The organism is Kitasatospora sp. NPDC050543 (assembly GCF_044457565.1).
Taxonomy (GTDB): domain Bacteria; phylum Actinomycetota; class Actinomycetes; order Streptomycetales; family Streptomycetaceae; genus Kitasatospora.
On the sequence record NZ_JBITGZ010000002.1, the window covers coordinates 215507 to 238179 of the forward strand.

Here is a 22673-nt window from a genome sequence, read left to right on the forward strand (position 1 = left end):
ATCACACCTCCCTCAGCACGGCGAACAGCTCCCGCTCGGTCTCGGCGATCCCGCGCAGGGTGGCCCGAAGCTCGCCGCCGAGCCGCTCGCGCAGCGGGTCCAGCCCGGTCGCGGCCGCCGCCCTCAGCTTGGGCAGCCGGCTGCCGAGAACTCCGGCCCGGGCGAGCGCCGGGCCGCTGCCGTCCAGCAGCTGCTGCTCGCGCTCGCGGTAGGTGTCGGCGAGTTCGGTGAACGCCGGGGTCCAGGCCGGCAGCAGCAGCGCGACCAGCTGCTCCCAGCGTTCGGCGCTGTCGGCGCACAGCAGGGCCGCGTCGGCCAGCCGGTGGTCGCCGGTGAGCTCGGCGGCCTCGGACAGGAAGGCCTGGAAGAGGTTGCGGAAGGCGTTGCCGCCCGTCCCCGCGAGCTCGAAGTCGACGAAGGAGCCGGCCAGTTCGTCGACGGCCTCGGTGGCCTTGGCGTGCTGGAGCAGGTGGTCCAGGCCCGCGCCGTAGGACTCCAGACCGCGCAGCCCGAAGGTGGGCACCGGCGGTTGCAGCATCGCCCGGCAGGAGTACCGCACGCCCTGGCGGATGTCCTCCTCGCCGGGGTGGCGGGCCTTGGTCCAGTCGGCCTTGAGCAGCGCGTGCCGGGGCGGGAACGGCTGGTGGGCGGAGGCCCGGGCGGTGGCCAGCTCGGCGGTGGTGATGGTCTGGGGCCGGGCGGGGCGGTCGGAGATCGTCACCGTGCCGGCCTCGGCGTCGTGCTCCAGCACCACGATGGCGTGTGCGCCGAAGTGCCGGGTGGCCTGGAAGTACGGCAGGTGGAAGAGGTCCGCGTAGATCACGGCCGGCCGTCCGGCGGCCAGTTCCGCCAGCAGCTCCTGCCAGGCGTGGTCCGGGTCGTCCGTCACCGCGACGTCCAGGTCCAGCCCGACGCCGGCCGCCATCCGGCGGGTGAACTCCGGGAACGGGCCGTTGCGCCCGCCGGTGAAGCCGCGCCCGCCGGGCGTCGGCGGCAGGTGCATGAAGCTGATCCCGCCGGCCAGGCCGAACAGCATCGCCTCGCTGACGGGGGTGCCGTGCGCCGCGAGCTGCTTGCGCAGCGAGGCGGTCTCGCAGTGCTCGCCGCCGAACCGCCCGTCCGGGCGGGGCTGCGGCGGGGTGCTCCCGGCCGGGCCGGTGGGGCTGCTCGTCATGCGGGTCCTCCCGGGGTGGCGGGGCGGTTGGCCCAGGCGGCCCAGCCGAGGGCCTCACCCGCCTCCCGCTGCGCCTGGTCACTCTCGGCGGCGAGCTCGGCGAGCACCGAGCTGGTGTAGGGGTTGTCGTCGGCGGGCGGGTAGTCCAGCGCGGTGCCGACCAGCACGTTGCTGATCGCCGCGTGCACCAGGTCCGGCGGGAGCCCGCGGCCGGCGAGTTCGGCGGCCAGCGAGGCGCAGGCGCGCAGCGCGGCCTTGGTCGCCGCCCGGTTGGCCGGGCCGACCACCTCCTCCTTGCCGAGCACCACCTCGCCGAGGTCGGCGGCCAGCGTGCGCAGCAGCCCGATCCGCCGGGCCGAGGCGGTCACCAGGACGGTGCGCAGGCCCAGCGCCACCGCGGTGAACTGGCAGACCGGCTTCAGCCCGACCACCTCGGCGGGCACCGGCGGCAGGTCCGAGGTCGGCACGCTGGTGGCCAGGTTCACGAACAGCGGCTGCCGGCCCAGGTGCTGCGCCGTGGTGGCCAGCGTGGTCAGCGCCTTGCCGGTCTCCTGCGGCGGTACGCAGAGCAGTACGGTGTCGGCGGCGATCAGCAGCTCCTCGCTGCTCACCTCGGGCAGCACCAGTTCGCTGGCGATCCGGCGCGCCACCCCGGGGTCGCTGTCGTGCAGCACCACCGGGAAGCGCGCGCCGATCCGGTCGGCGAGCACCGCGCCGAGCCGGCCCAGACCCACCACGGCGACCGTGCCGGGGTCGGGGTTGCCGGGTATCGCGGGGCCGCCGCCCCCGCCGAGCCCGGTGCCGTCGGCCGTCATGAGACCGCCTCCAGGTCCTCGATGGTCAGGCTGCCGGGCTTGAGCATCCGGTCCATCGCGCGGCGGACCTGGGCCCGGTCGATCGGCGCGACCGAGGCCGGTACGCCGAACTCGGCCTCGACCCGCGCGGTGACGGCGGCGCAGAGCACGGCCGGGTCGGCGCCGTCGGCCTCCACCCGGATCTCCAGGCCCGGCCCGGACACCCCGGCGGCCCAGTACAGCCCGGCGCCCGGGGTGGCCAGCACCGTCTGCTCCAGCGCCAGCTTGTTGATCCGCCGCCCGCCGACGGTCAGCTGCTCGCTGACCCGCCCGTGGTGGCGGACCGTACGGCGGGGGCTGCCGCACGAGCAGCTCTCCGTGCCGATGGTGACGAAGTCCCCGCTGCGGTAGCGCAGCAGCGGCGTCGCCCGGCCGCTGAGGGCGGTGATGACCAGCTCGCCCGCGGTGCCGTCCGGCACCGGCTCGGTGGTCGCGGGATCGATCACCTCGAACAGGTGCCGGTCCTCGGTCAGGTGCAGGCCGCCGTGCGCGCAGACCAGGGCGAGCGAGTTGGTCTCGGTCGAGCCGTACGCGTTGGACAGCCGGACGCCCCACAGGTTCGCGATCTTCTCCAGCTTGGCCTGGGAGCAGGTCTCGCCGACGTACAGGAAGGTCTTGAGGCCGATCTCGGCGGGGTCGCGGCCGGTCTCCTTGAGCATGTCGTACAGCCGCAGGGCCCGGCTGGGGGTGCAGACCAGTCCGGTGGGCCGGACCGTCCACATCATCTCGACCATGCGCTCGAACGGGCAGACCAGGCTGAGCGTGCCGACCGGCACGACCGCGGCCCCGCCCTGCTCCAGCGCCCGGTCCAGGTCGTAGGAGGCGAAGGCCAGTTCGTACGGGATGGCGATGAAGACCAGGTCGCCGGGGCCGAAGAGGTGGCCCACCGACTGCTCGACCGCGACGTTGCCGCGGATCCAGTCCTCGTAGGTGATCATCGAGGAGGTCGGGCTGCCGGTCGTCCCGGTGGACTCCCCGTAGCGGATCAGCTCCTCGCGGCCGACGGCGAGCAGTCCGAAGGGGTACGCGGCGCGCAGGTCCCGCTTGGTGGTGAAGGGCAGTTCGCGCAGCTCCTCGGCACTGGCCGGCCGCAGGTCCCCGTACTCCTTGGCCCAGTTCTCCCGGTAGTACGGCGAGTTGGCGAACGCGTGTGCCAGCTGGCGTCCCAGTAGCTCGAACTGGAATCCGGGGACCTCGGCGCGGCTCAGCCGTTCGAAGGCGGCCAGGTCGGCGAGGGCGGCGGCGCGGATCTCGGCGTACCGCCGGTGCGGGGGGTGGTCGTCGGTGCTCGTCACCGGGCATCCTCTCCAAAGGTGAGCTGGGTCTTGATCCGGGTGCGGTCGTCGGACTCGAAGGCGGCGGCGGCCTCCTCGGCCGGCCAGGTGTGGGTGACCAGCAGGCCGGCCTGCTCGCGGTGGCCGCTCAGGAAGGCCTGGGCCTGGGCGAAGCTGCCCGTGCCGCCGATCGAGCCGGTCAGGGTGAGGCCCTTGGCCACCAGCAGGTCGGTGCGCACCGAGGCCGTCTGGCGCAGCCCGAAGCAGAGCACCCGGCCCAGTGGCAGGGCCACAGTCAGTGCGGTGTCCAGCCCGGCGGCGCCGCTGGAGCAGTCGACCACCAGGGCGTACCGGGCGGCGGCGGTGAGCGCCGCGTAGCCGCCGGCCGCACGCGCCGCGGCGGGCGGCTGCGGCAGTTCGGTGTACACCCGGGCGCTGGGGAACAGCTTGCCGACGGCCGCCGCCTTGGCCGGGTCCGGCTCCAGCAGGTCGAGCTCGGTGGCCTGGTACGAGCCGGTGAGCAGCAGGTACGAGGCCAGGCCCAGGGCGCCGGCGCCGACCACCAGGGTGCGGTCCCCGGCGGCGGGGCGGACCCGGCGCAGGCCGTGCTCGGCGACGGCGAAGAACTCCGAGAGCGCCAGCAGCCCCGGGCCGAGGTCGTGGGTGTCGGGGTACAGGTAGCGCCGGTCCACCACCCGCAGCCGGGTGGAGAAGCCGTCGACGGTGAGGCCGAACTTCTCGATCCGGCCGCAGACGTTGCGGTCCTGGTCGCAGCGCGGGCAGTCGCCGCACCAGCGGGAGCAGTCGCCGGTGACCCAGCGGCCGAGCAGCGCCGTACCGCGCCGGCCGGTGTCCACCACCCGCCCGGCCCACTCGTGGCCGAAGCGCAGCGGGTAGCTGCTCGGGCCGCCGTAACTGCCCTGATAGAGGGCCTGGTCGCTGCCGCACAGGGTGACCCGGTCGACCTCGACCAGCACCTCGTCCGGGCCCAGGGCCGCGCCCGGCCGCTCGGCGGGCGTGATCCGCAGGGCGCCGGGGCCGTCCAGGCGCAGGTCCACCCCGAGGTCGCTCATCGGGCCTCCCCGGCGGTGCGCGGGCGCGGCATGGTCAGCGAGAGGGGTACGGGCGCGGGCCTGGGAGGTGGCAGGTGGGCCATCAGCTCGGCCTCGATCCGCTCGGCCTCGGAGCGGGCCATCTTGATCCGCTCGCGCAGGCTGATCGAGGTCAGGCCCCACCACAGGTACCAGTTGTCGTTGGCGAGCACCCGCTCCTGGATCTCGTCCAGCATCGAGTCGTCGTCGATGACGGCGCGTGAGACGTAGTACTTGGGCACGATGAAGCGCTCCGCTCCGGTGATCATTCCCTCGGCGAGGGCGGTGGCGTGCAGCGAGGTGCCCCGGCAGACCCGCAGGCCCAGCGTCCAGAAGGCGTGCACCTCGGGGTGGTCGCCGGGGGGGACGAGCTCGGACATCACGTCGAAGGTCTCCCGCACGGAGTCCCGGTCGTCGCCCGGGCTGCCGATGAACAGGCAGTGCTCGACCCGGATGCCGGCCTGCTCGAACATCTTGTGCGACTCGATGATCTGCCGCTGGCGGAAGTTCTTCTTCAGCCCGCGCAGGATCCGGTCGCAGGCCGAGTCGGTGCCGAACTCCACGTAGTAGCAGCCGGTGCGCACCATCAGGTCGACCAGCTCGGGCGTGACGTTGCCCGGGTTGACCATGCAGGACCAGGGCATCTCGATGCCCCGCCGGACGAACTCCCGCAGGACCTCCAGCGAGTAGTTCAGCGGCAGGTTGAACACCCCGTCGACGATCTCCAGGACCTCCAGGCCCTCGTCCCGCAGCCGTTCCACCTCGTCGGCGACCCGGGAAACCTCGTCGAACTTCACCCCGGTGCCGTCCACCAGGAAGTTGCTGCAGAAGACGCACTCCAGGACGCAGCCCTTCTTGGTCTGGATGGTCGCCGGGACCTTGAGGCTGCGGTCGTGCGTCTCGTAGGAGTAGCTGAAGTACCGCTGGTCGTAGAGCGCCGGGTCGGGGCGGGCGGCCTTGCGGTAGTCGATCTTGAAGACCGGGTCCCTGCGATGGAAGGTGCCGTCCCCCCGCAGGTAGATGACCCCGGGCACGCCCTCCGGCTCCTCGCCCCTGGCCAGGTGCTCCAGCAGCGGGTTCATCGACTCCTCGGCGAAGCCGGTGATCCCGTAGTCCGCCTGGACGAAGTCCATCAGGTCGTCCGGCACGGTGGAGAAGCCGGGGCCGCCCAGCAGGACCGTCACGCCCGGCAGTTCGGAGCGCGACCAGTCCGCGACCTCGCGGGCCAGCGGGGTGTAGATGACCGGCTCCAGCATGCTCTGCGAGTCCACGTTGCGGATCGAGATGCCGACCACCTGCGGGCGGAAGTCCGCCACCGCGGCGCGGACCACGTCCTCGTCCTCCTCCTCCCACATCAGGTCCAGCGTCCGCACGTCGTGGCCGGCCGCCCGGGCCTGGGTGGCGATGGTGACCATGCCGATCGGCAGCACCGGCCGGAAGGACTTCAGCTTGTTGACGGAGATGAACAGCACCTTCACGGCCGCCCCCCGTCCAGCTTCGCCATCAGCGCGACCAGCTGCCGCAGCTGCTCCTCGCTCTGGTGCCAGTGCACGACCAGCCGCAGCAGGCCCAGCCGGCGGGCCACCGAGGCGATCAGCCCGTGCCGCTCCAGGCCGTCCACCAGCCCGGCGGGATCGGGATGGCGGACCGTCACCACGGTGAGCTCCGGCTGCGGGGCCACCGTGAAGCCGGCCTCGGTCAGCAGCCGCACCAGCAGGGCCCGCCGCTCCCACAGGCCGGCCACCGTCGCCAGGTAGCCGTCCCGGCCCTGGGCGCGCAGCGCGGCCCAGGTGGCGAGCAGCGCGCCGCCGGGGCGGGTGCCGAGCAGCCCGTGGTGGTCATGGGTGCCGCGGTAGTGCGAGGCGACCCGCAGCGCGTCCAGGTCGGAGCCGTCGCGGAACAGCACCTGCCCGGAGGGGATCGGCGCGCCGCCGTACTTGTGCGGGTCCAGCGTCACCGAGGTGACCCCGGGGACGTCCAGGCCGATCGGCGGCAGCCGATCGCCGAGCCGGCGGGCGAACGGCACCAGGAAGCCGCCGGTCGCGGCGTCCACGTGCACCGGTACGCCCAGTGCGGCGGCGTGCGCGGCGATCACCGGGACGTCGTCCACGGCGCCGGACTCCGAGCTGCCGGCGGTGGCCACCACCAGGGCCGTCCGCTCGTCCACCAGCGGCAGCAGCCGGTCCACGTCGGCCCGCAGCCGGTCGTCGGCGGGGGTGCGGACGATCTCCACCGGCAGGATCGAGGCGATCTTGTCGAAGGAGAAGTGCGCGCTGTCGCCGAGCACCACCCTGGCCGGTACGTCCGCCCCGAAGCGCCGCCGGTGGCGGCCGAGGGCGGCCAGCACGGCCAGCAGGTTGGCCTCGGTGCCGCCGGAGGTGGCGACCCCCGCCGTCCGGGCCGGGTCGGCGGCGCCCATCAGGTCGGCCAGCATGCCCGTCACGGCGGCCTCGGCCCGCGCCAGGGACGGGAAGATCCGGTTGTCGCCGAGGTTGCTCTCCTGGTACGCGGCGAAGACCTGCCGGGCGACGGGCAGCGGCGTCGAGCAGATCGAGTTGAAGACGGTGCCGTCCCGGTAGCCGTGGTCCTCGGCGCAGAGCTCGGCCAGCTCGGCCAGCACCCGCTCCTCGCCCGCGCCGTGGGCGGGGAGCAGCGGTCCGCGCTCAGGCCCCGGTGGGGACGCGGTGCGGGATGTCGAAGAACTGGGCAGCGTTGCCATGTGCGAGAGTCCTCACGATCTGCTCGGGGACACCGTGGAGTCGGAGCCGGTGCACCGTCCTGGACAGACCCAGCGGGTCCGCCGAACCGAAGTGCAGGCCGGTGTTGAGCATCAGCCGGTCGGGCCCGAAGCGGTCCAGTACCCGCAGCACCTCGCGGTGCGTCAGCTTCTCCCTGACCTGGAACAGCGCGTCCTGGCGGGGTGCCACCGCCAGCCCCAGGCCGCCGAGGTCGCGCAGCGGGCCGTGGCCGGCCAGCAGCTCGATCCGCTGCTCGTCCAGGTCCATCAGGGCGATCGAGGCCGGGTCGATGCCGGCCCGCTCGACCGCTCCGGCCAGCGGTGCCAGCATCGCCCGGAAGCCCTCGAACGCGGGCGGCGACTCGACCATCACCGGCAGCTCCCGGGCCGCCGCCAGCTTCAACTGGCGTTCCAGCACCTCGATCTCGTCCGGGCCGCCGCCGCGCAGCGAGAGCTCGCCGAGCGCCCGGACCGCGGGGTGCGAGAGGTGCTCCTCCAGCGCCTCGATCCCGGCGAGCGCCCCCGGCAGCCCGGCCAGGTCGGCGGCGTGCACGGACAGCGCCACGAACAGCTCCACCCCGTACGCCGCCGCGCGGGCGGTCTCCACCACGGCGAGCCGCTCGAAGCGGGCCGCGAAGGAGGCACCGCTGGCGCGCGGTTCGAGCGAGGCGGAGCAGGGTGCGAGGGCGGTGAGCACCCCGCTGACGGCCATCAGTTCGTAGTCGTCGGCGTTGCGCAGATCGCTGTGGACGTGGTGGTCGAAGAGCGGGACCAGCCCGGGGCCGTGCAGCGCGCGCGGCGCGACCGGCGGTGGCGGCGGAGGCGGGCCGGGGGCCGGCCGTGCGGCTGCCATGGCGCTCAGCCCCGCGGGCCGGTGCCGGCCTCGATGGCCGCGGTGAGCACCTCGTGGCTGCGGCGCAGCGCGTAGCGGTGGTTGTCCGAGTGGTTGTAGAGCTCCACGCTGACGTACCCGTCGTAGCCGCCGCGCTCCAGCACCGTGAAGAAGCCCGCGAAGTCGATGTCGCCGTCGCCCGGGATCTCGTGGTGGTGCACCCGGCCCTTGATGTCCTCGACCTGGATGATCCTGGTGTGCGGCAGGTTGCGCTCCACCGAGGCGAGGTAGTCCTCCTCCACCACCCGGCAGTGGCCGAGATCCTGGGCCAGCGCGAAGCGGTCGCTGGCGAGGGCGTCGGCGAGCCGGGCGACCCCGTCGTTGGTCTCCAGGAAGAACTCCGGCTCCGGCTCCATCGCCAGTACGGCGCTGCCGGGGCCGGCCAGCACCTGCTCGATCCCCTCGGTCAGCCACTGCTCGGCCTGCCCGGCGGGGACCTCGGCCTTGCGCTTGCCGGTCGCGAAGTTGACCAGCGGCACGCCCAGCTCGTCGGCGATCCGCACGGCGCGCAGCACCAGGTCCACGCGCCGGGCCCGGCCCTCCGCGCTCGGGTGGATCAGCGAGGGCTCGAAGCGCTCCTCGCCCAGCAGGTTGTCGGCGCCGGCGGCCAGGCAGCAGGCCTCGATGCCGGCCCGCTCCAGCGCCTTGCGGATCGGCGCGGCCTCGGCCGGGCCGAACTCGAACGGGTCGAGGTGGGAGGGGTGCAGGGAGAGCTCGATCGCCTGGTAGCCGGCGTCCGCGACCTCCGCGATCGCCCGTTCGAGCGGGATGTTGCGCAGGCCGTTGGCGTTGTAGCTGAGCGGGAACACGGGCGAGTCCTTCCGTCGGGGGGTTCGGGCGGGCGTCACTTGCTCGCGATCGCGTGCACGTGGAAGTCGTGCCAGGTGCGCAGTTCGATCTGCTGGAAGCCGGCGGCGCGGAGCATCTCCTCCATGTCCCCGAGGGTGAAGCGCAGATGCACCTCCTCCGGCCCGGCCCCGTCGGGCTGCCGGGCGTACCAGGCCTCGATCTCGCGGTTGCGCGCCCGGTCGGCGGTCTTGCGGTAGTCGGCCAGCGCGACCTTGCCGCCGGGGCGCAGCACCCGGTGCATCTCCGCGATCGCGGCGCCGGCGTCCTGGGCCAGTTCGTGCAGCACGTAGGTGGAGAGCACCAGGTCGACGGAGGAGTCGGCGACGGGCAGCGGCACCACCGGGCCGACGGTGTGGCTGAGCCGGTCCGCGACGCCTTCCTTGGCGGCGCGGGCGGTCAGGACGTCCAGCAGTTCGGCGCTGCCGTCCACGCAGTGCACCGAGCCCTGCGGCCCGACGGCGCGGGCGGCGGGTACGGCCGCGTAGCCGGTGCCGGCGCCCACGTCCAGCACCTGCTGGCCGGGGGCGGCGCCGGCGTCGCGCAGCAGCTCCTGGACCTCGCCGAGCGCCCAGCGCAGCGGTCCGTCGAGCCGGTAGATGGTCTCGGCGATCTCGGGGGATTGTGCGGTGGTCATGGGAGAACTCCCGTGTTCGGCGAAGGGATCAAGGTCACTGGGGGCCGGCCGCGGGCTCTCGGCCGCCGGTGTCGAGCCGTGCGCTCCTGGCCGCGGGCTCTCGGCCGCCGGGGCCGTCGCGGGCGTCCGGCGGCGCCGGCTCAGGACTCGGCGAGGGCGCTCTTGAGCAGCGGCTCGGGCACGGGGGTCTCGTAGTCGCCGTCCACCAGGTGGACCCGGCCGACTTCGGGCACCAGTACGAACCGCACCGCGCTGCCCGCCCGGCGCTTGTTGTCGCTGAGGATCACCTCGATGATCCGCTCGGGCGAGAACTCCTCCGGCACGGCGACCGGCGCGCCCATCAGTCTTCCGAGCACGTGCTCCTGACGCTCCAGCACCTCCGGCGCGGTGACGCCGAGCCGGATGCCGACCTTGGCCGCCGCGCACATCCCGATGCCGACGGCCTCGCCGTGCAGCAGCGACCCTTGGGCGAGGAACTCCACCGCGTGGCCCACGGTGTGGCCGTACTCCAGGATGATCCCGGCCTTGCGCTCGCTCGGGTCCAGCGCGAGGATGCGCAGCTTGCTGCGGATCATCTCGTGGCAGACCCCGAGCAGGTCGTCCTGGACGGCGCCGACCCCGTCGGCCAGCAGCTGCTCCATCCGGTCGAACCAGGCGACGTCGTTGACCAGGCCGTTCTTCAGCGCCTCCACCAGCGCGCTGCGGTGCTGGCGCTCCGGCTCGCGCCGCAGCATCGCGACGTCCGCCCAGACGAACAGTGGCGCGTGGTAGACGCCGAACTGGTTCTTGCCCAGCGCGCCGTTGATGGCCTGCTTGTTGCTGAGCGCGCCGTCGGTGAGGTTGAGCATGGTGGTGGGTATCTCGACGAAGCGCAGGCCCCGGTAGACCAGCCCCGCGGCCAGCCCGGCCAGGTTGCTGATCATGCCGCCGCCGAGCGCGCCGACGATCGAGTCCTTGGTGGCGCCCGCCGCCACCAGCCGCTCGCACAGGGCGGTCAGCTGGGGCCAGCTCTTGACGCTCTCGCCCTCGGCCACCGTGATCAGGTTGACCGAGATGCCGGCCCTGGTGAGCTGCGAGACCAGCTTGCGGCCGAACAGCTCGTGCAGGGATTCACTGGTGACGAGGTAGAACTCGTCGAAGTCGTGCCGGCCCAGGTACTCGGGCAGCCGGCCGCCGATGTTCTCGCCCAGGTGGAAGGGGCAGCCGGCGGCGGTGCCGTTGGTCAGTTCGATGATGCTTCCGTCGGACACGTCGGTCCTTTCGCACGAGGGTGTCGGGGGCTGCGCGCGGTCCGGTTCAGCGGTGGGCGAGGTAGCCGTCGAGGTCGAGCACGCCGTTGCCGCTGACGCAGGCGACGATGACCTCCTCGCGGCCGCTCTCCCTGGCCTGCACCGCGCGCTGCACCGCGGCGCGCAGGGCGTGGCAGGACTCGGGGGCGATCAGCATCCCCTCGGTGCTCAGCACCAGCCGGCCGGTCTCGAAGGCGTCCGCCTCCTGGTACGCCACGGCGTCCAGCAGCCCCTCGCCGCGCAGTACGCCGATGATCGGCGATCCGCTGTGCTGGCGCAGCCCGCCGACGTGGGTCTCCGGCAGTTCGTAGTCCCGGCCCAGGGTGTACGACTTGGTGAGCGGGGTGATGCCCTCCGGGTCGGCGTGGTCGTAGCGCAGGGTGCCCTCGGTGAGCCGGGGCGCGCTGGCGGACTCCGCGCCGAGCAGCAGCAGTTCCTCGCCGCGCTCGGCCTTCTCCGCCAGGTACGGGCCCATGAAGCCGCCCAGGTTGCTGCCGCCGCCGACGCAGGCCACCAGGGTGTCCGGGCGCTCGCCGAGGGCGGCCAGCTGGGCCTTGGTCTCCTGCCCGATGACGGTCTGCTGGATCAGGACGTGCGGCAGGTTGCTGCCGGAGATGTAGCGGGTGTCCGGGTGCTGCGCGGCGTGGCAGATCGCCTCGCCGATCGCGGTGCCGAGCGAGCCCAGCAGGTGCCTGCCGTCGCGCAGCAGCGCCTTGCCGACCGGCGTACGGTCGCTCGGCGAGGAGTACACCTCGCCGCCGAGCATCTCGATCAGCGCCTTGCGCCCGGGCTTCTGACGGGCCGACACGCCGGCCCAGTAGATGACGGCCTTCAGGCCGAACCGCCGGGCCGCCCAGGCCACCGCGTGGCCCCACTGGCCGGCGCCGGTCTCGGTGACCAGGGTGTCCACACCCTGCTCGGCCGCGAAGTAGGCCTGCGCGACGGCCGAGTTGAGCTTGAAGCTGCCGGTGGGCAGCACATCCTCGCGCTTGAGGTAGATCCGGGCCGGGGTCTCCAGGTAGCGCTCCAGGGCCCTGGCCCGCAGCAGCGGGGTGGGGCGCCCGATCGCGGCGAGCTCCTCGCGGACCCGCTCGGGGATCGCCAGGAACGGCTCGCTCGCGCTGTCCTGGGCGCGGACGGCGTCCAGTCGGATGCGCTGCTGGAGCGCGATCCGCGGGCCCCAGGCGTCCTGGTCGCCGGTGTCCTCGGGCTCGACGGGCGCCGGGACGGGTGCCGGGAGGCTGGGGACGAGGTTGAACCAGTGCGAGGGCACGGTGTGGGGGTCCGTCCCGGCCGGTACCGGCACGGGAGTCCACTGCGCGGAACGGGTCAACGTGCTTCCCTCTCGTCAGCCGGATGGGGAGCTGCGCCGGGCTCTCCCCGGCCGGTGGGCCGCGGTGCGGCGCCGCGTGCACAAGCATTGGCGGGCGTATGGTCGGGTGAGAAGCGCGCAGAGCGTTGTTGACCGGACCGGTCAAGCTCTCGGCCGATCGGCTCGTCATCTCTTGACCGAAACGGTCGGGAAGTGGCCGGGTCGTTCTCGCCCGCGGTCGGCAGCTCCTCGGGGGTGACCGCCGGATCGCTCAGTCGTTCCCCCTGGGGGTGTGGGTGAGGCCCCGTACACAGCACCGCAGGAGATCCCAGCACCATGAGCACCACCGGCAAGGCCCAGAAGACCGACCACCGCACGCTCGACGCCCCGCTCTACAGCGCGAAGGCCGTCCCGCAGGAGGTGGTGGTCCCCGAGTTGGAATTCCTGGCCGTGGACGGGGTCGGCGACCCCCGGCAGAGCCCCGAGTTCGGACCGGCCATCGCGGCGCTGTACGCCGCGTCGTACGCCCTGAAGTTCGCGGTCCGCGCCGACACCGGGCTCGACTACTCGGTGATGCCGCTGGAGGGGCTCTGGCGCAGCAACGACCCGGCCTTCGACGCCTTCTCGGCGGACTCCTACGGCCCCGGCGCCCGGGCCGGCTGGGAGTGGACCCTGCTGATCCGCCAGCCGGTGCCGTACTCGCCGGAGCAGCTCGCCGCCGCGGTGGACAAGGCGGCGGCCAAGGCCGGCCCCGAGGCGGCCGGCCGGCTGCGCGAGGAGCGCTTCGCCGAGGGGCGCAGCGTCCAGGTGCTGCACAAGGGCCCGTACGAGACCGAGCCGCACACCGTGAAGCTGCTGCACGACTACCTGGTCACCGAGCGGCTGGCCGAGAGCGGCCGCCACCACGAGGTGTACCTCTCCGACCCGACCCGGACGGCCCCTGAGCGGCGGCGCACCATCCTGCGCCAGCCGGTGGTGTGACGGCGCACTGATCCACCACCGTGCGACGGACCGGTGATCGCGCTGCGCCGGCGCGTTACCGGCTCGTCGTCCTCGCCGGGTGGCGCTCTGGACAGGGCTCTGTGACGTTCCTACCATCGACGGGTGGGCAGGGGGCCCACTACGAGGCATTCCCGAAGTCACCCGCAGGCGGTGGCACCGGAGTTCACGGTCTGGCGGCGTACCGTGGGGAGCAGCTGCGCCGGGTCCGTGGAGGTGCGTCGATCCGAGGGCACCAGGGTTCCCGGTCCATCGGGGTGGGTGCCCGATCGCTGTTGGACCCAAGGGATCGGAGGGCTTCGGCCTGCCATGAAGATCGACACCCTCAGCAGCCACGACGAGCGCCTTCGCCGCGCGATCCCGCACATCGTCGCGCAGGTCAGGGACGGGGAGGCCGCGGTCTCGCTGGAGGACCTCGCGATGGCGACCAACACCTCGCCCGACTACCTGCGCCGGGTCTTCCGCCACCAGGTCGGGGAGCCGATCCACCGCTACGTCCGCCGGCTGCGGCTCTCGCTGGCCGCCTACCGGCTGGTCTACGGCGACCGCCCGATCATCGACATCGCGGTCAACGCCGGCTACAACTCGCACGCCGCCTTCACCCGGGCGTTCCGGTCGGCTTACGGGGTCTGCCCGACCGACCTGCGCACCAGCCCGCAGACCGCCTGCTGGCCGACGGCGGGGCCGGCCGGGACGGACATCAGACCGGCGGCCATCCCGCAGCGAAGAGTGGCGTTCTACCAGCACCTGGGGCCGATCGACAGCGCCAACACCGCCTGGGACCGGCTGCGCGGCTGGCTCACCACCCAGGGGCACTGTCCGGCCCGCTCCAAGGCCCTCGGCGTCTCCTACGACGACCCGGACTTCTTCATGGGCGCCCGGACCAGGCACGACATCTGCGTCCCGGTACCGGACCGCTTCGACCCGGCCGAGAAGGCCGGTATGGGCGTCCAGGTGGTGCCCGCCTCCAGCGGTCTGGCGATGCGGCACACCGGACCGCCCGAGCTGATCCCGTTCACCTACATGCATCTGGCGGTGAGCGCCGCGGCCAAGGGGATGCAGCGCACCGAGCGGCCGCCGCTGCCGTACTACCTGGAATTCGCCTCCTTCCCCTCGGCGCACCCCGAGCGGCAGGTCGCGATCGACGTCTACCTGATGCCGCACCGCCCGGCGTGACGTCAGGCCCGGTGCGACGTCACACCGGGCGTGACCTCAGGCCCGAGGGTACGGCGAGCGGGTGTCCGGGCGCCGCGGTGGTCCGGAGGCCGTCCCGGTGTTACGGCCGTCCCGGCCTCACCCGGACGGCCGTACCCGCCCCGGAATCCCGGCGGTTCACCCGGACAGCCGCGCCCGCGCCTCCATCAGCGCGAAGCCCAAGAGGTTGAGCCCCCGCCAGCGCCCGGGCAGCAGCGCGTCCGTACTGTCCGCCGCCAGCCCGATGCCCCAGACCCGGTCCAGCGGACTGGCCTCCACCAGCACCCGGTGCGCGGTGCCCAGCAGGTACGACAGCAGCGCCGGGTCCTGCCCGAACTTGGCCACGTTGCCCTCCACCACCAGCTCGAAGCACTCCGCCTCCCACTGCTCGGTGTCGAAGCCCTGCACCTCGCGCCCGAGTGCCTTGGCCTCGGCGGGCGTACGGGCGTGCAGGATCCTCGGCAGGATCTGCTCGTCCCCGAACATCCGGGCCTTGCCGGCCATCATCCAGTGCTCGGCGGAGGCGTACTCCTGCCCGTCGACGGTGAACCGGGCCGGCCACCACTGGCTCAGTGCCCCGGCCCCGATCCGCCCGTCGTGCTCAGGCCGGTGACCCCAGAACATCAGGTACTTGGGCCGGGCGCCGCCGGCCACCAGCGCGGTGAGTTCCGCCCGGCTGCGCGTCTCTGCGGGGGTCATGGGCTGGGTCGTCGTCATGGGCCCATCCTGGCACCCGACGCCTGCCGCCCGCCGCCGGATTTCACCCCGGGGCCCGTTTCCGCCGGCGCCGCAGGCTCCGGGCGCCGCGGTGACCGGGGGCAGGAGCACCCGAGCGCCCGCCACCCGGACCGCGAACGGGGGGACCGCAGGCCTGCTGCGCCTCGCCTGCCCGTGCCGGGCGGTGGACACCGGTTGTCGCCGCGACCGTCGTCCACTCCCGGGCCCGCCTCAGCCGACCGTGCGCGGCAGCCGGGTGCTCAGGGCGAGGATGGTGAAGGAGCCCAGCAGCTGGAGGCCGAGGGTCACGGCGAGGGCGTGCGCCATGCCGAGGGTGGGGGAGAGCGACAGGTAGAGGGTGCCGAGCGTGGCCACACCCAACGCCAGGCTGGACTGCTGACCCGTCGCCAGCACACCGCTGCCGACGCCCGCCCGCTCCGGCGGCACCTGGGAGAGCACCACGCGGAACAGCGGGGTGCCGATCAGGCCCTGCCCGATTCCGGCCAGCGCGACCCCCGGGGCCATCCGCAGCGGCGAGAAGTGCGCCCAGTCGGCCAGCACGGTGGCGATCAGCGTGGCCAGGCCCAGGGCCTGGACGACGGCGCCGGCGCTGAGCACCCGGCTCCCGAACCTCCCGATTAGGCGCGGCCCGGAGAGCGAGGCGAAGAAGTAGCCGACGGCCATCGGCACCAGCGCCCACCCGGCCGCCACCGGCCCCAGTCGCAGCCCCTGCTGGAGGGCCACCGCGATCACGAACATGAACCCGCCGAAGCCGGCGAAGTACGGCAGCGCGATGCCGAGCCCGCGCCGCATCTCGGGAATCCGCAGCAGCGACGGCGGCACCAGCGGCGCCCCGCCGGAGCGCTCCGCCCGGCGCTCGGCCCGGACGAAGGCGACGGCGAGGAAGGGGAAGGCGGCGAGCAGCAGCCACGTCCAGAGCGGCCAGCCGACGGCCCGGCCCTCCATCAGCGGGACGAGCAGTGCCAGCAGGGTGGCGGTCAGCAGTACGGTGCCGAGGATGTCCACCCGGGCCGGCTGCGGTGAGCGGCTCTCCGGTACGTACCGGAGCGCCAGGACGAGGGTGAGCAGGGCGAACGGGACGTTCAGCAGGAAGACCGAGCGCCAGCCGGTGCCGAACAGGTCGGCGGCGACCAGCATGCCGCCCAGCACCTGGCCGACCACCACCGAGATCCCGCCGACCGCGCCGTAGACGCTCAGCGCCCTGGCCCGGCGGGCGCCGGTGGTCGCGGCGGTGATGGTGCCGAGCACCTGGGGGATCAGCAGCGCGGCCGAGGCGCCCTGCGCGGCCCGGGCGGCGACCAGGCTCCAGGCGCCGGGGGCCAGCCCGCAGGCGAGAGAGGTGAGAGCGAAGGCCACCGCGCCGGCGACGAACAGCCGGCGGCGCCCGAAGATGTCCCCCAGCCGGCCGCCGAGCACCAGCAGGACGGCGAAGGCGATGCCGTAGCCGGCGGCGACCAGCTCCAGCACGGCGGGGCCGGCGGCGAGGTCGTGATCGATCGTCGGCAGCGCGACGTTGACGATGAAGAAGTCCAGCATCGGCAGGAACGCACCGAGCAGCACGGTGACGAGGCCGGCCGTCCCGAGGACGGTGTCGGCCGCTCTGGCGGTGGCTGGGGTGGTGGTCGGTGCGGCGGCGGTCCTGGGCGGTAGGGGAGCGGCGGTGGCCTTGACGGCTTCGAGATGCTGGGTCACGGACTCTACGATGGTCCGCCGCTCACCCTGGTACCAGAGTGTCGTTATCCAGGTATAAGAACTACCTGGCAGCCTCATCGGCCAGCCTGTTCAACCAGGACTCCTCGGCCCGTTCGGCCAGCCGACCCAGGCGCTGGTACCGGCAAGGCCCGCGCGTGCCCTTGTGCGTGAGCTGTTCCACCGGGGTGGCGCGGAGTTCGTCAGAGGTGGTCATTGCTCTCCTCCGGGTGGGTGCGGCCGGGACGTTCCGCCCGCCGTTGTTGGGTTGCCGGCCCCCGCTTTGTCGCAGGTGGGAGTCTGAGGAGGCCGGGTGAGTTCGTCCTCGGTGCGTCGGCCGGGCCGGCGCAAGAGGCGGACGAGCGCCGGGCCGGTGGCGGTCACGCAGCTGCAGAAGACCAGGAGGAACACCAGGCTCAGCACTGAGGGCTGGCCGCCGCGCAGTGGGTAGACGGCTGCCGCCGCCAACCCCACGCTGAACCCGAAGGCGAGGACGGCGCCGCCGAGTGCGGACGCCGTTGCCCGCCGCCCACGACGGCTCACCGGGCCGAGCCTCGGCGGATGACCGCCGCGAGCGCCTCGATGGCGTCGGGGCGAGCAGCACCGAGGTCGACGAGGACGACGCCGGTCGTGTTCGCCGACCGCCAGTCCACGGCGACGGAGGGCAGGCGGACCTGCGCCCGGTCGAGTGCGTCCGTCAGGTCGTCCAAAGCCGCAGCGGCTCGGCTGCGGTCCTCCGCCGTGAGGCGCCGAAGTGGCGAGACCATGTGGTTCACGCACCTTCCCAGGGCAGCAGCCGGGACACCAGGACGCGGCACCGCCGGGTGCCGATCTCGACCACGGCAGTACCGTCCGCACTGGACACCAGCCGCGCGCGCAGCCGCGCCTCCCGCCCGTCGCCGTTGACCGCGGGTGGCCACATACCGACGCCGACGACAGTCCCCGCCAGATAGGAAGCGGGAGCGCCCGGCCCTCGTGGTTCGGGTTCCAGCCTTGCTGCTTCGTGCATGGTGTCGCTGTACCTCCGTCAGGCAGGTCGGTGGCGCCGCCCGTTGAGCCGACTTTGCATGTTGTGTGGAAAGCGTGGCGGTGAGTGCGCACCTGTCCATCAGGGGCGGTGGTTGGGCAGAAGAATCGGTGTCCGCTTTGCTCCACCTGGCAGTCGTGCCACCAGACGGCTCACCACCGATCTGTCGTCCGGCGGACAACCTGATCGTGCCCTGTCGCACGGGGGTTCCGCGACGCTGAGAAGGTGTCGCTCCGACGTCTCCACAAGACGTCATTTCGGTGTCGTAGCAAGGGGATTCGGCCTATATTGTCTCCATGGCGACGCCCAACGAGACTTTCAAGGCCGTACGAATCAGCCTTCGCCTGAGCCAGGACGAGTTCGCGAAGAGGCTGCGACAGGTCGGTACGGAGCGGGGCGAGCCGAACGATGCCAGCAAGCGCCTTGTGCAGCGCTGGGAGTCCGGAGAAGTGCGCTCTCCTCGTCCGGTGTACGTTCGAGCCCTTGAGGCTGTCACGCGCCTATCTGCTGACCGCCTTGGCTTTGAGTCATCCCACCTGCCAACAGGAGTCAGCATGGACGGCACAGGAGGTCATGACCTGACCAGGGACGCTTTGGGCGTACTGGTGAAGGGCACACCCGCGCCGACAGGTGAGGACTTCTCGGGGGTATGGCTCAGCCACTACGAGTTCTACAGCAGCAGTCGAGAGGGCACGTTCACCGGCCTGCACCACGTCGTGCTGACCCAGCACGGCAACCGGATCACCGGCAGGTCCCTCCCCGGGGCGTCGTCCAACCCCGACTCTCCCCTGTCGTTCGACCTCACGGCCGACCGGAATGTCGTGACCGGTTCATGGGTGGAGCAGACAGCGTCGGACGGCTACTACCAGGGCGCTCGCTATCACGGTGCGATTCAGCTACTGGTCGACCCCACGGGCCGCCGGATGGCGGGAAAGTGGGTGGGGTTCGGCAAGGAGTTCGACGTGAACACCGGCCCCTGGGAGCTGCGGCTCCTGGACCGGTCCACTGCGGCGGACGTGCTGACCAGGTTCAGTGAGCCACCCCAGGGTCAGTACCCCGAGTGACCTGAGATCCAGCTAGGCCGCGAGCGAGCTCGTGGGAGGCGCCGTAACCGGACACGCCGTCTTTCATGGACCCGACCGCCGTGCCCGCGCACCCTGGTGCTGGAGTGCCCGGATCCAGGTATCAGTGGTACCTGGCAACTGCCTGCCGCCTGCCGCATGCTGGGCCCATGAGCATGAGCAGTATCGCCTCCGCCGACGTCCGCCGCCGTGACCTCGCCGCGTTCCTGCGCAGCCGGCGTGAGCGGATCTCGCCCGAGCAGGTCGGGCTACCGGTCACCGGGCGGCGGCGGACACCGGGGCTCCGCCGCGAGGAGGTCGCGCAGCTCGCCGCCGTCGGGGTCACCTGGTACACGTGGCTGGAGCAGAGCCGCGACATCCAGGTCTCCACCCAGGTGTTGGACGCGGTGGCGCGGGCCCTGCTGCTCGACCCGAGTGAGCGGGCCCATCTCTTCGTCCTCGCCGGGGCCGAGGATCCGTCACCCGTACTGGAGTGCCCCACCGTGACGCCGGGCGTGCGGGTGATGCTGGACCAGATGTCCCCGATGCCCGCCGCGGCGATCAACAGCCGGTACGACATCCTGGCCCACAACCGCGCGTACACCCACCTGGTCGGCGACCTGGACGCGCTGGCGCCGGAGAACCGCAACCTGATGTGGCTGGCGTTCACGCCCTCGCGCTTTCGCGACACGCTGGTGGACGTCGAGGTGGCACGCGAGGGGATGGTGGCCAGGTTCCGCGCGGCGATGGCCGACCGGGGTGCCGAACCGGCCTGGAAGTCGCTGCTGACGAGGCTCCGCCAGGCCTCGCCGGACTTCGAGGCGGCCTGGGAGCGGCACGAGGTGTCGCGGATCGCCAACGGCGTCAAGCACTTCCTCGTCCCCGAGGCCGGTCTGCTGCACTTCGACTACACCAGCTTCTGGCTCGGGCCCGGGGCCGGTGGCCGCGTCGTCGTGTACACCCCGCGGGACGAGGAGACGCGCGAGCGGCTGGCGTTCCTGGACAGGTTCGCCGGTCGGCCGGCCGACCGGCCCTGACCGGGCCGCGAGGGTCAGGCAGAGCGCCGCCAGCGGCAGTTCGGCGCAGAACGCCATCACCAGCGCGGCGGCCAGCTCGGGCCCCGGCTCGGACATCCGTACGTCCAGCACCGCATCCGCGCAGAGCAGCAGCGCGGCGGCGCCCGCCGCCCAGCGGGTGAGCCCGGGCCGGCGGCGCAGCAGCACGTCGGTGCCGGCCAGCGCCGCGAACTCCAGCGAGTCCAGCAGCACCCAGCCGGTCGCGTGGCAGGCGATCAGTACGGCCAGCCACGGCAGCAGCGCCAGCGCGGCGAGGCCGGGCAGCCGTTCGACGCTCAGCAGGCGGTCGGGCAGGACCACGGCGACGGCGCTCACGCCGAACCGCCGTTCACCGACGCCCGCGCCCGGTGCAGCCGCATCCGCTCGCACGGGCCGCCGTCGTACCGGGCCCGTACGGCGGCGAACTCGCCCTCCGCCCAGGCCAGCCAGAACGCCCCCTGGACGGTGACCACCGGCGCGCTCCGGCGCCCCCGGCGCAGCCCGCCACGGGCGAACTCCACCGTCGGCAGCGTGCCGTCGAGCGGCAGCCGGCCCCAGGCCAGCCCGAGCGGGCGGCCGCCGCCGGTGCCCCGCCGGGCGCCGCAGAGCAGTGCGGGGGAGAGCCGGGAGAGGACCACGACGTCCAGCAACTCGCCGTCCTCGTACACCTCCAGCGCCGGCCTGACCTGGCGCCGGCCGGTGCCGCGCACGGACCACGGGCCTGTGGGGGCGGCCGGAGTGAGGTCGTCCACGTCGATTCCCGTGCCGGTGTCAGCACCGGTCTCAGCGCTGGTGGGGGCTGCCTTCGTCATGTCCTCAAGCCTCCCGGCCCGGGCGGCGGATGTCGGTAACGCGACCCTCCGAACCGGGGGTGTAGCCAGCTACACCCCCGCCCGGCAGCCTCCTTCATGGCCCGGTGTGATCATCGGGCCGTAGGCTGCTGCGCATGCCCTCCACCATGCTGCGCCGCGCGCTCGCCAGGAGCGCCGAGCGACCCCCGTGGTCGAGGCAGGTCTGGCGCGACACCCTGTTCCTCTCCTCGGCGGTGCCACTGGCAGCTCCCGTCTGGCTGGCCGTCACCATCCCCACACTGCTGGGGCCGGTGGTACTCCTGGCACTGCTGCTCACGCTCGCGCTGACGGCGGCCCAGCGCGGCCGATTCCGTGCCCTGCGCGGGGTGGAGATACCCCAGGCGCCCCGGGGCGGCGGCCCGCGCGGGCAGCTGCGCTCCCCCTCGCTCTGGCGCCAGCTCGGCTACCACCTGCTGGTCACGCCGCTGCTGGCGTTCGGGTCGCTCGCTCTCCTCTACTGCTGGGGCGGCGCCCTGGTGGCCTCGACGGTGTACGGCTGGGCCTGGCTGATGCCGCGTACCAGCCCGGTCCGCGGCGGTGTCGGCTGGAGCGTGACGGACGGCTGGGTCACCGTGGCAGGTGTCCTGCTGCTGCTCGCCCTGCCCTGGGCGGGCGCCTGGCTGGCCCGGCTGGACGAGCGGCTGGCCCGTACCCTGCTCGGCCCCACCCGGGCGGAGGCGTTGGCGCGCCGGGTGGAGGACCTCGCGGAGAGCCGCGCCGAGGTAGTGGACGCCGCCGACGCCGAGCGGCGCCGGATCGAGCGCGACCTGCACGACGGCGCCCAGCAGCGGCTGACCTCGCTGGCGATGAACCTGGGCCTGGCCCGGCGCACCCTGAAGGACGTCCCGCCCGAGGCGATGAAGGTGATCGTCGAGGCGCACGAGGAGGCGCAGGCCGCCATCACCGAGCTGCGGGACCTCGTCCGCGGCCTGCACCCGGTGGTGCTGGCCGACCGCGGCCTGGACGCCGCGCTCTCCGGGATCGCCGCCCGCGCCCCGGTGCCGGTCCGGCTGGAGGTGGAGCTGCCCCGCCGGCTCTCCCCGACCATCGAGGCCGTCGCCTACTTCACCGTCTCCGAGGCGCTCACCAACGTCGCCAAGCACGCCCGCGCCTCCCGGGTCGACCTGCGGGTACGGGCGCTGGACGGCCGGCTGCGCATCGTGATCACCGACGACGGCGTCGGCGGCGCCGACCCCGCCGGTGGCACCGGACTGACGGGGCTGCGCAAGCGCGCCGCCTCGGTGGACGGCACCCTCGCCGTCCACAGCCCCCTCGGGGGCCCCACCACCATCACCGTGGAGTTGCCGTGCGAGCTGTGATCGCCGAGGACTCGGTCCTGCTGAGGGTCGGGCTGGTCAAGGTCCTGGAGGCGGTGGGCTTCGAGGTGGCCGCCGCCGTGGGCGACGCCGAGGAGCTGCTCGCCGCCGTCGAGGAACACCGCCCGCAGGTGGTGGTGGCGGACGTGCGGATGCCGCCCGGCTACACCGACGAGGGCGTCCGGGCCGCGTTGATGATCCGCCACCAGTGGCCCGAGGTCGCCGTGCTGCTGCTCTCCCAGTTCGTCGAGGAGCGGTACGCCGCCGACCTGCTGGCCAGCAACACCAGCGGCGTCGGCTACCTGCTCAAGCAGCGGGTGGCCAATGTGGACGACTTCCTGGACGCGCTCCAGCGGGTCGCCGAGGGCGGTACCGCGCTGGATCCCGAGGTGGTCGCCCAGCTCCTGGTGCGCCGCCACCGCGATCCGCTGGAGAAGCTGACACCGCGCGAGCGCGACGTGCTCGGGCTGATGGCCGAGGGCCGTTCCAACGCCGCGATCGCCGCCGCCCTGGTGGTCAGCGACAGCGCGGTCGCCAAGCACATCAACTCGATCTTCACCAAGCTCGACCTGCCGCCGGCCGACGACAGTCACCGCCGGGTGCTCGCGGTGCTGCGCTTCCTGGAGGTGGGCTAGCC

Annotated in this window: 23 protein-coding genes; 6 read left to right on the forward strand and 17 right to left on the reverse strand. The window is 73.2% G+C overall.

Features of this window, described 5'->3' with window-relative positions; genetic code table 11:
• Position 1 precedes the first annotated feature (1 nt).
• The 11 genes from ACIBH3_RS03325 to ACIBH3_RS03375 form a co-directional block, all read right to left on the reverse strand.
• Positions 2-1174 carry a BtrH N-terminal domain-containing protein gene (locus tag ACIBH3_RS03325; RefSeq protein WP_396310139.1) on the reverse strand — a complete coding sequence of 391 codons (1173 nt, stop codon included), beginning with the start codon at positions 1172-1174 and terminating at the stop codon, positions 2-4.
• A complete protein-coding gene (locus ACIBH3_RS03330; protein WP_396310140.1) occupies positions 1171-1989 on the reverse strand; it encodes an NAD(P)-binding domain-containing protein in 819 nt (272 codons plus the stop codon). Before ACIBH3_RS03330 ends, ACIBH3_RS03325 begins: the two co-directional genes overlap by 4 nt.
• Positions 1986-3323, reverse strand: a complete 1338-nt coding sequence (locus ACIBH3_RS03335; RefSeq protein ID WP_396310141.1) for a phenylacetate--CoA ligase family protein — start codon at positions 3321-3323, stop codon at positions 1986-1988. Before ACIBH3_RS03335 ends, ACIBH3_RS03330 begins: the two co-directional genes overlap by 4 nt.
• The gene (locus tag ACIBH3_RS03340) at positions 3320-4375 is read right to left on the reverse strand and encodes a zinc-binding dehydrogenase (protein WP_396310142.1); all 1056 of its coding nucleotides are present in this window, start codon (positions 4373-4375) and stop codon (positions 3320-3322) included. The genes ACIBH3_RS03335 and ACIBH3_RS03340 overlap by 4 nt, the downstream gene beginning before the upstream one ends.
• Positions 4372-5871 carry a B12-binding domain-containing radical SAM protein gene (locus ACIBH3_RS03345; protein WP_396310143.1) on the reverse strand — a complete coding sequence of 500 codons (1500 nt, stop codon included), beginning with the start codon at positions 5869-5871 and terminating at the stop codon, positions 4372-4374. Before ACIBH3_RS03345 ends, ACIBH3_RS03340 begins: the two co-directional genes overlap by 4 nt.
• Positions 5868-7112 carry a tyrosine decarboxylase MfnA gene (gene mfnA / locus ACIBH3_RS03350; RefSeq protein ID WP_396310144.1) on the reverse strand — a complete coding sequence of 415 codons (1245 nt, stop codon included), beginning with the start codon at positions 7110-7112 and terminating at the stop codon, positions 5868-5870. The genes ACIBH3_RS03345 and mfnA overlap by 4 nt, the downstream gene beginning before the upstream one ends.
• Positions 7057-7983: a deoxyribonuclease gene (locus ACIBH3_RS03355; RefSeq protein ID WP_396310145.1), complete on the reverse strand. Its 927-nt coding sequence runs from the start codon at positions 7981-7983 to the stop codon at positions 7057-7059. The genes mfnA and ACIBH3_RS03355 overlap by 56 nt, the downstream gene beginning before the upstream one ends.
• 5 nt (positions 7984-7988) lie before the next feature.
• A complete protein-coding gene (locus ACIBH3_RS03360; protein ID WP_396310146.1) occupies positions 7989-8831 on the reverse strand; it encodes a sugar phosphate isomerase/epimerase family protein in 843 nt (280 codons plus the stop codon).
• 35 nt (positions 8832-8866) lie between these two features.
• Positions 8867-9505, reverse strand: a complete 639-nt coding sequence (locus ACIBH3_RS03365) for a class I SAM-dependent methyltransferase (protein WP_396310147.1) — start codon at positions 9503-9505, stop codon at positions 8867-8869.
• A 140-nt stretch (positions 9506-9645) separates the two neighbouring features.
• Positions 9646-10755, reverse strand: coding sequence for a 2-deoxy-scyllo-inosose synthase (locus ACIBH3_RS03370; RefSeq protein WP_396310148.1), 1110 nt, complete (start codon positions 10753-10755; stop codon positions 9646-9648).
• A 46-nt stretch (positions 10756-10801) separates the two neighbouring features.
• A complete protein-coding gene (locus ACIBH3_RS03375; RefSeq protein WP_396310149.1) occupies positions 10802-12127 on the reverse strand; it encodes a TrpB-like pyridoxal phosphate-dependent enzyme in 1326 nt (441 codons plus the stop codon).
• Between the two features lie 315 nt (positions 12128-12442).
• Between ACIBH3_RS03375 and ACIBH3_RS03380 the strand changes: the two genes are divergently transcribed.
• Entirely contained in the window at positions 12443-13087 is a 645-nt protein-coding gene (locus ACIBH3_RS03380; protein WP_396310150.1) for a GyrI-like domain-containing protein, read from the forward strand.
• 327 nt (positions 13088-13414) lie between these two features.
• On the forward strand, positions 13415-14281 hold the full coding sequence (locus ACIBH3_RS03385) for a GyrI-like domain-containing protein (RefSeq protein WP_396310151.1): 867 nt from the start codon (positions 13415-13417) through the stop codon (positions 14279-14281).
• 156 nt (positions 14282-14437) lie between these two features.
• Here ACIBH3_RS03385 and ACIBH3_RS03390 read toward each other — a convergent pair whose 3' ends face one another.
• The 5 genes from ACIBH3_RS03390 to ACIBH3_RS03410 form a co-directional block, all read right to left on the reverse strand.
• Positions 14438-15016, reverse strand: coding sequence for an NADAR family protein (locus ACIBH3_RS03390; RefSeq protein WP_396310152.1), 579 nt, complete (start codon positions 15014-15016; stop codon positions 14438-14440).
• A 231-nt stretch (positions 15017-15247) separates the two neighbouring features.
• Positions 15248-16807 carry an MFS transporter gene (locus tag ACIBH3_RS03395; RefSeq protein WP_396310153.1) on the reverse strand — a complete coding sequence of 520 codons (1560 nt, stop codon included), beginning with the start codon at positions 16805-16807 and terminating at the stop codon, positions 15248-15250.
• A complete protein-coding gene (locus ACIBH3_RS03400; protein WP_396310154.1) occupies positions 16791-16943 on the reverse strand; it encodes a hypothetical protein in 153 nt (50 codons plus the stop codon). The genes ACIBH3_RS03395 and ACIBH3_RS03400 overlap by 17 nt, the downstream gene beginning before the upstream one ends.
• Before the next feature lie 322 nt (positions 16944-17265).
• Positions 17266-17493, reverse strand: coding sequence for a hypothetical protein (locus ACIBH3_RS03405; RefSeq protein WP_396310155.1), 228 nt, complete (start codon positions 17491-17493; stop codon positions 17266-17268).
• A 5-nt stretch (positions 17494-17498) separates the two neighbouring features.
• Positions 17499-17735, reverse strand: a complete 237-nt coding sequence (locus tag ACIBH3_RS03410; RefSeq protein WP_396310156.1) for a hypothetical protein — start codon at positions 17733-17735, stop codon at positions 17499-17501.
• A gap of 314 nt (positions 17736-18049) precedes the next feature.
• Between ACIBH3_RS03410 and ACIBH3_RS03415 the strand changes: the two genes are divergently transcribed.
• The gene (locus ACIBH3_RS03415) at positions 18050-18817 is read left to right on the forward strand and encodes a helix-turn-helix domain-containing protein (protein ID WP_396310157.1); all 768 of its coding nucleotides are present in this window, start codon (positions 18050-18052) and stop codon (positions 18815-18817) included.
• 167 nt (positions 18818-18984) lie between these two features.
• Positions 18985-19851, forward strand: a complete 867-nt coding sequence (locus ACIBH3_RS03420; protein WP_396310158.1) for a helix-turn-helix transcriptional regulator — start codon at positions 18985-18987, stop codon at positions 19849-19851.
• A gap of 350 nt (positions 19852-20201) precedes the next feature.
• On the opposite strand, the gene ACIBH3_RS03425 is transcribed toward ACIBH3_RS03420, so the two are convergent.
• Positions 20202-20681, reverse strand: a complete 480-nt coding sequence (locus ACIBH3_RS03425) for a hypothetical protein (protein WP_396310159.1) — start codon at positions 20679-20681, stop codon at positions 20202-20204.
• A 134-nt stretch (positions 20682-20815) separates the two neighbouring features.
• On the opposite strand from ACIBH3_RS03425, the gene ACIBH3_RS03430 reads away from it, so the two are divergent.
• Positions 20816-22039, forward strand: a complete 1224-nt coding sequence (locus tag ACIBH3_RS03430) for a histidine kinase (RefSeq protein ID WP_396310160.1) — start codon at positions 20816-20818, stop codon at positions 22037-22039.
• Positions 22027-22671 carry a response regulator transcription factor gene (locus tag ACIBH3_RS03435; RefSeq protein WP_396310161.1) on the forward strand — a complete coding sequence of 215 codons (645 nt, stop codon included), beginning with the start codon at positions 22027-22029 and terminating at the stop codon, positions 22669-22671. Before ACIBH3_RS03430 ends, ACIBH3_RS03435 begins: the two co-directional genes overlap by 13 nt.
• Positions 22672-22673: the final 2 nt, after the last annotated feature.

Bases quoted from the DNA above. Each gene is read 5' to 3' on its own strand.
- ACIBH3_RS03325 (WP_396310139.1), bottom strand. From the start codon at position 1,174: ATGACGAGCAGCCCCACCGGCCCGGCCGGGAGCACCCCGCCGCAGCCC.
- ACIBH3_RS03330 (WP_396310140.1), bottom strand. From the start codon at position 1,989: ATGACGGCCGACGGCACCGGGCTCGGCGGGGGCGGCGGCCCCGCGATA.
- ACIBH3_RS03340 (WP_396310142.1), bottom strand. From the start codon at position 4,375: ATGAGCGACCTCGGGGTGGACCTGCGCCTGGACGGCCCCGGCGCCCTG.
- mfnA (WP_396310144.1), bottom strand. From the start codon at position 7,112: ATGGCAACGCTGCCCAGTTCTTCGACATCCCGCACCGCGTCCCCACCG.
- ACIBH3_RS03355 (WP_396310145.1), bottom strand. From the start codon at position 7,983: ATGGCAGCCGCACGGCCGGCCCCCGGCCCGCCTCCGCCGCCACCGCCG.
- ACIBH3_RS03365 (WP_396310147.1), bottom strand. From the start codon at position 9,505: ATGACCACCGCACAATCCCCCGAGATCGCCGAGACCATCTACCGGCTC.
- ACIBH3_RS03380 (WP_396310150.1), top strand. From the start codon at position 12,443: ATGAGCACCACCGGCAAGGCCCAGAAGACCGACCACCGCACGCTCGAC.
- ACIBH3_RS03385 (WP_396310151.1), top strand. From the start codon at position 13,415: ATGAAGATCGACACCCTCAGCAGCCACGACGAGCGCCTTCGCCGCGCG.
- ACIBH3_RS03390 (WP_396310152.1), bottom strand. From the start codon at position 15,016: ATGACGACGACCCAGCCCATGACCCCCGCAGAGACGCGCAGCCGGGCG.
- ACIBH3_RS03395 (WP_396310153.1), bottom strand. From the start codon at position 16,807: ATGAGGCTGCCAGGTAGTTCTTATACCTGGATAACGACACTCTGGTAC.
- ACIBH3_RS03400 (WP_396310154.1), bottom strand. From the start codon at position 16,943: ATGACCACCTCTGACGAACTCCGCGCCACCCCGGTGGAACAGCTCACG.
- ACIBH3_RS03405 (WP_396310155.1), bottom strand. From the start codon at position 17,493: ATGGTCTCGCCACTTCGGCGCCTCACGGCGGAGGACCGCAGCCGAGCC.
- ACIBH3_RS03410 (WP_396310156.1), bottom strand. From the start codon at position 17,735: ATGCACGAAGCAGCAAGGCTGGAACCCGAACCACGAGGGCCGGGCGCT.
- ACIBH3_RS03415 (WP_396310157.1), top strand. From the start codon at position 18,050: ATGGCGACGCCCAACGAGACTTTCAAGGCCGTACGAATCAGCCTTCGC.
- ACIBH3_RS03420 (WP_396310158.1), top strand. From the start codon at position 18,985: ATGAGCATGAGCAGTATCGCCTCCGCCGACGTCCGCCGCCGTGACCTC.
- ACIBH3_RS03425 (WP_396310159.1), bottom strand. From the start codon at position 20,681: ATGACGAAGGCAGCCCCCACCAGCGCTGAGACCGGTGCTGACACCGGC.
- ACIBH3_RS03430 (WP_396310160.1), top strand. From the start codon at position 20,816: ATGCCCTCCACCATGCTGCGCCGCGCGCTCGCCAGGAGCGCCGAGCGA.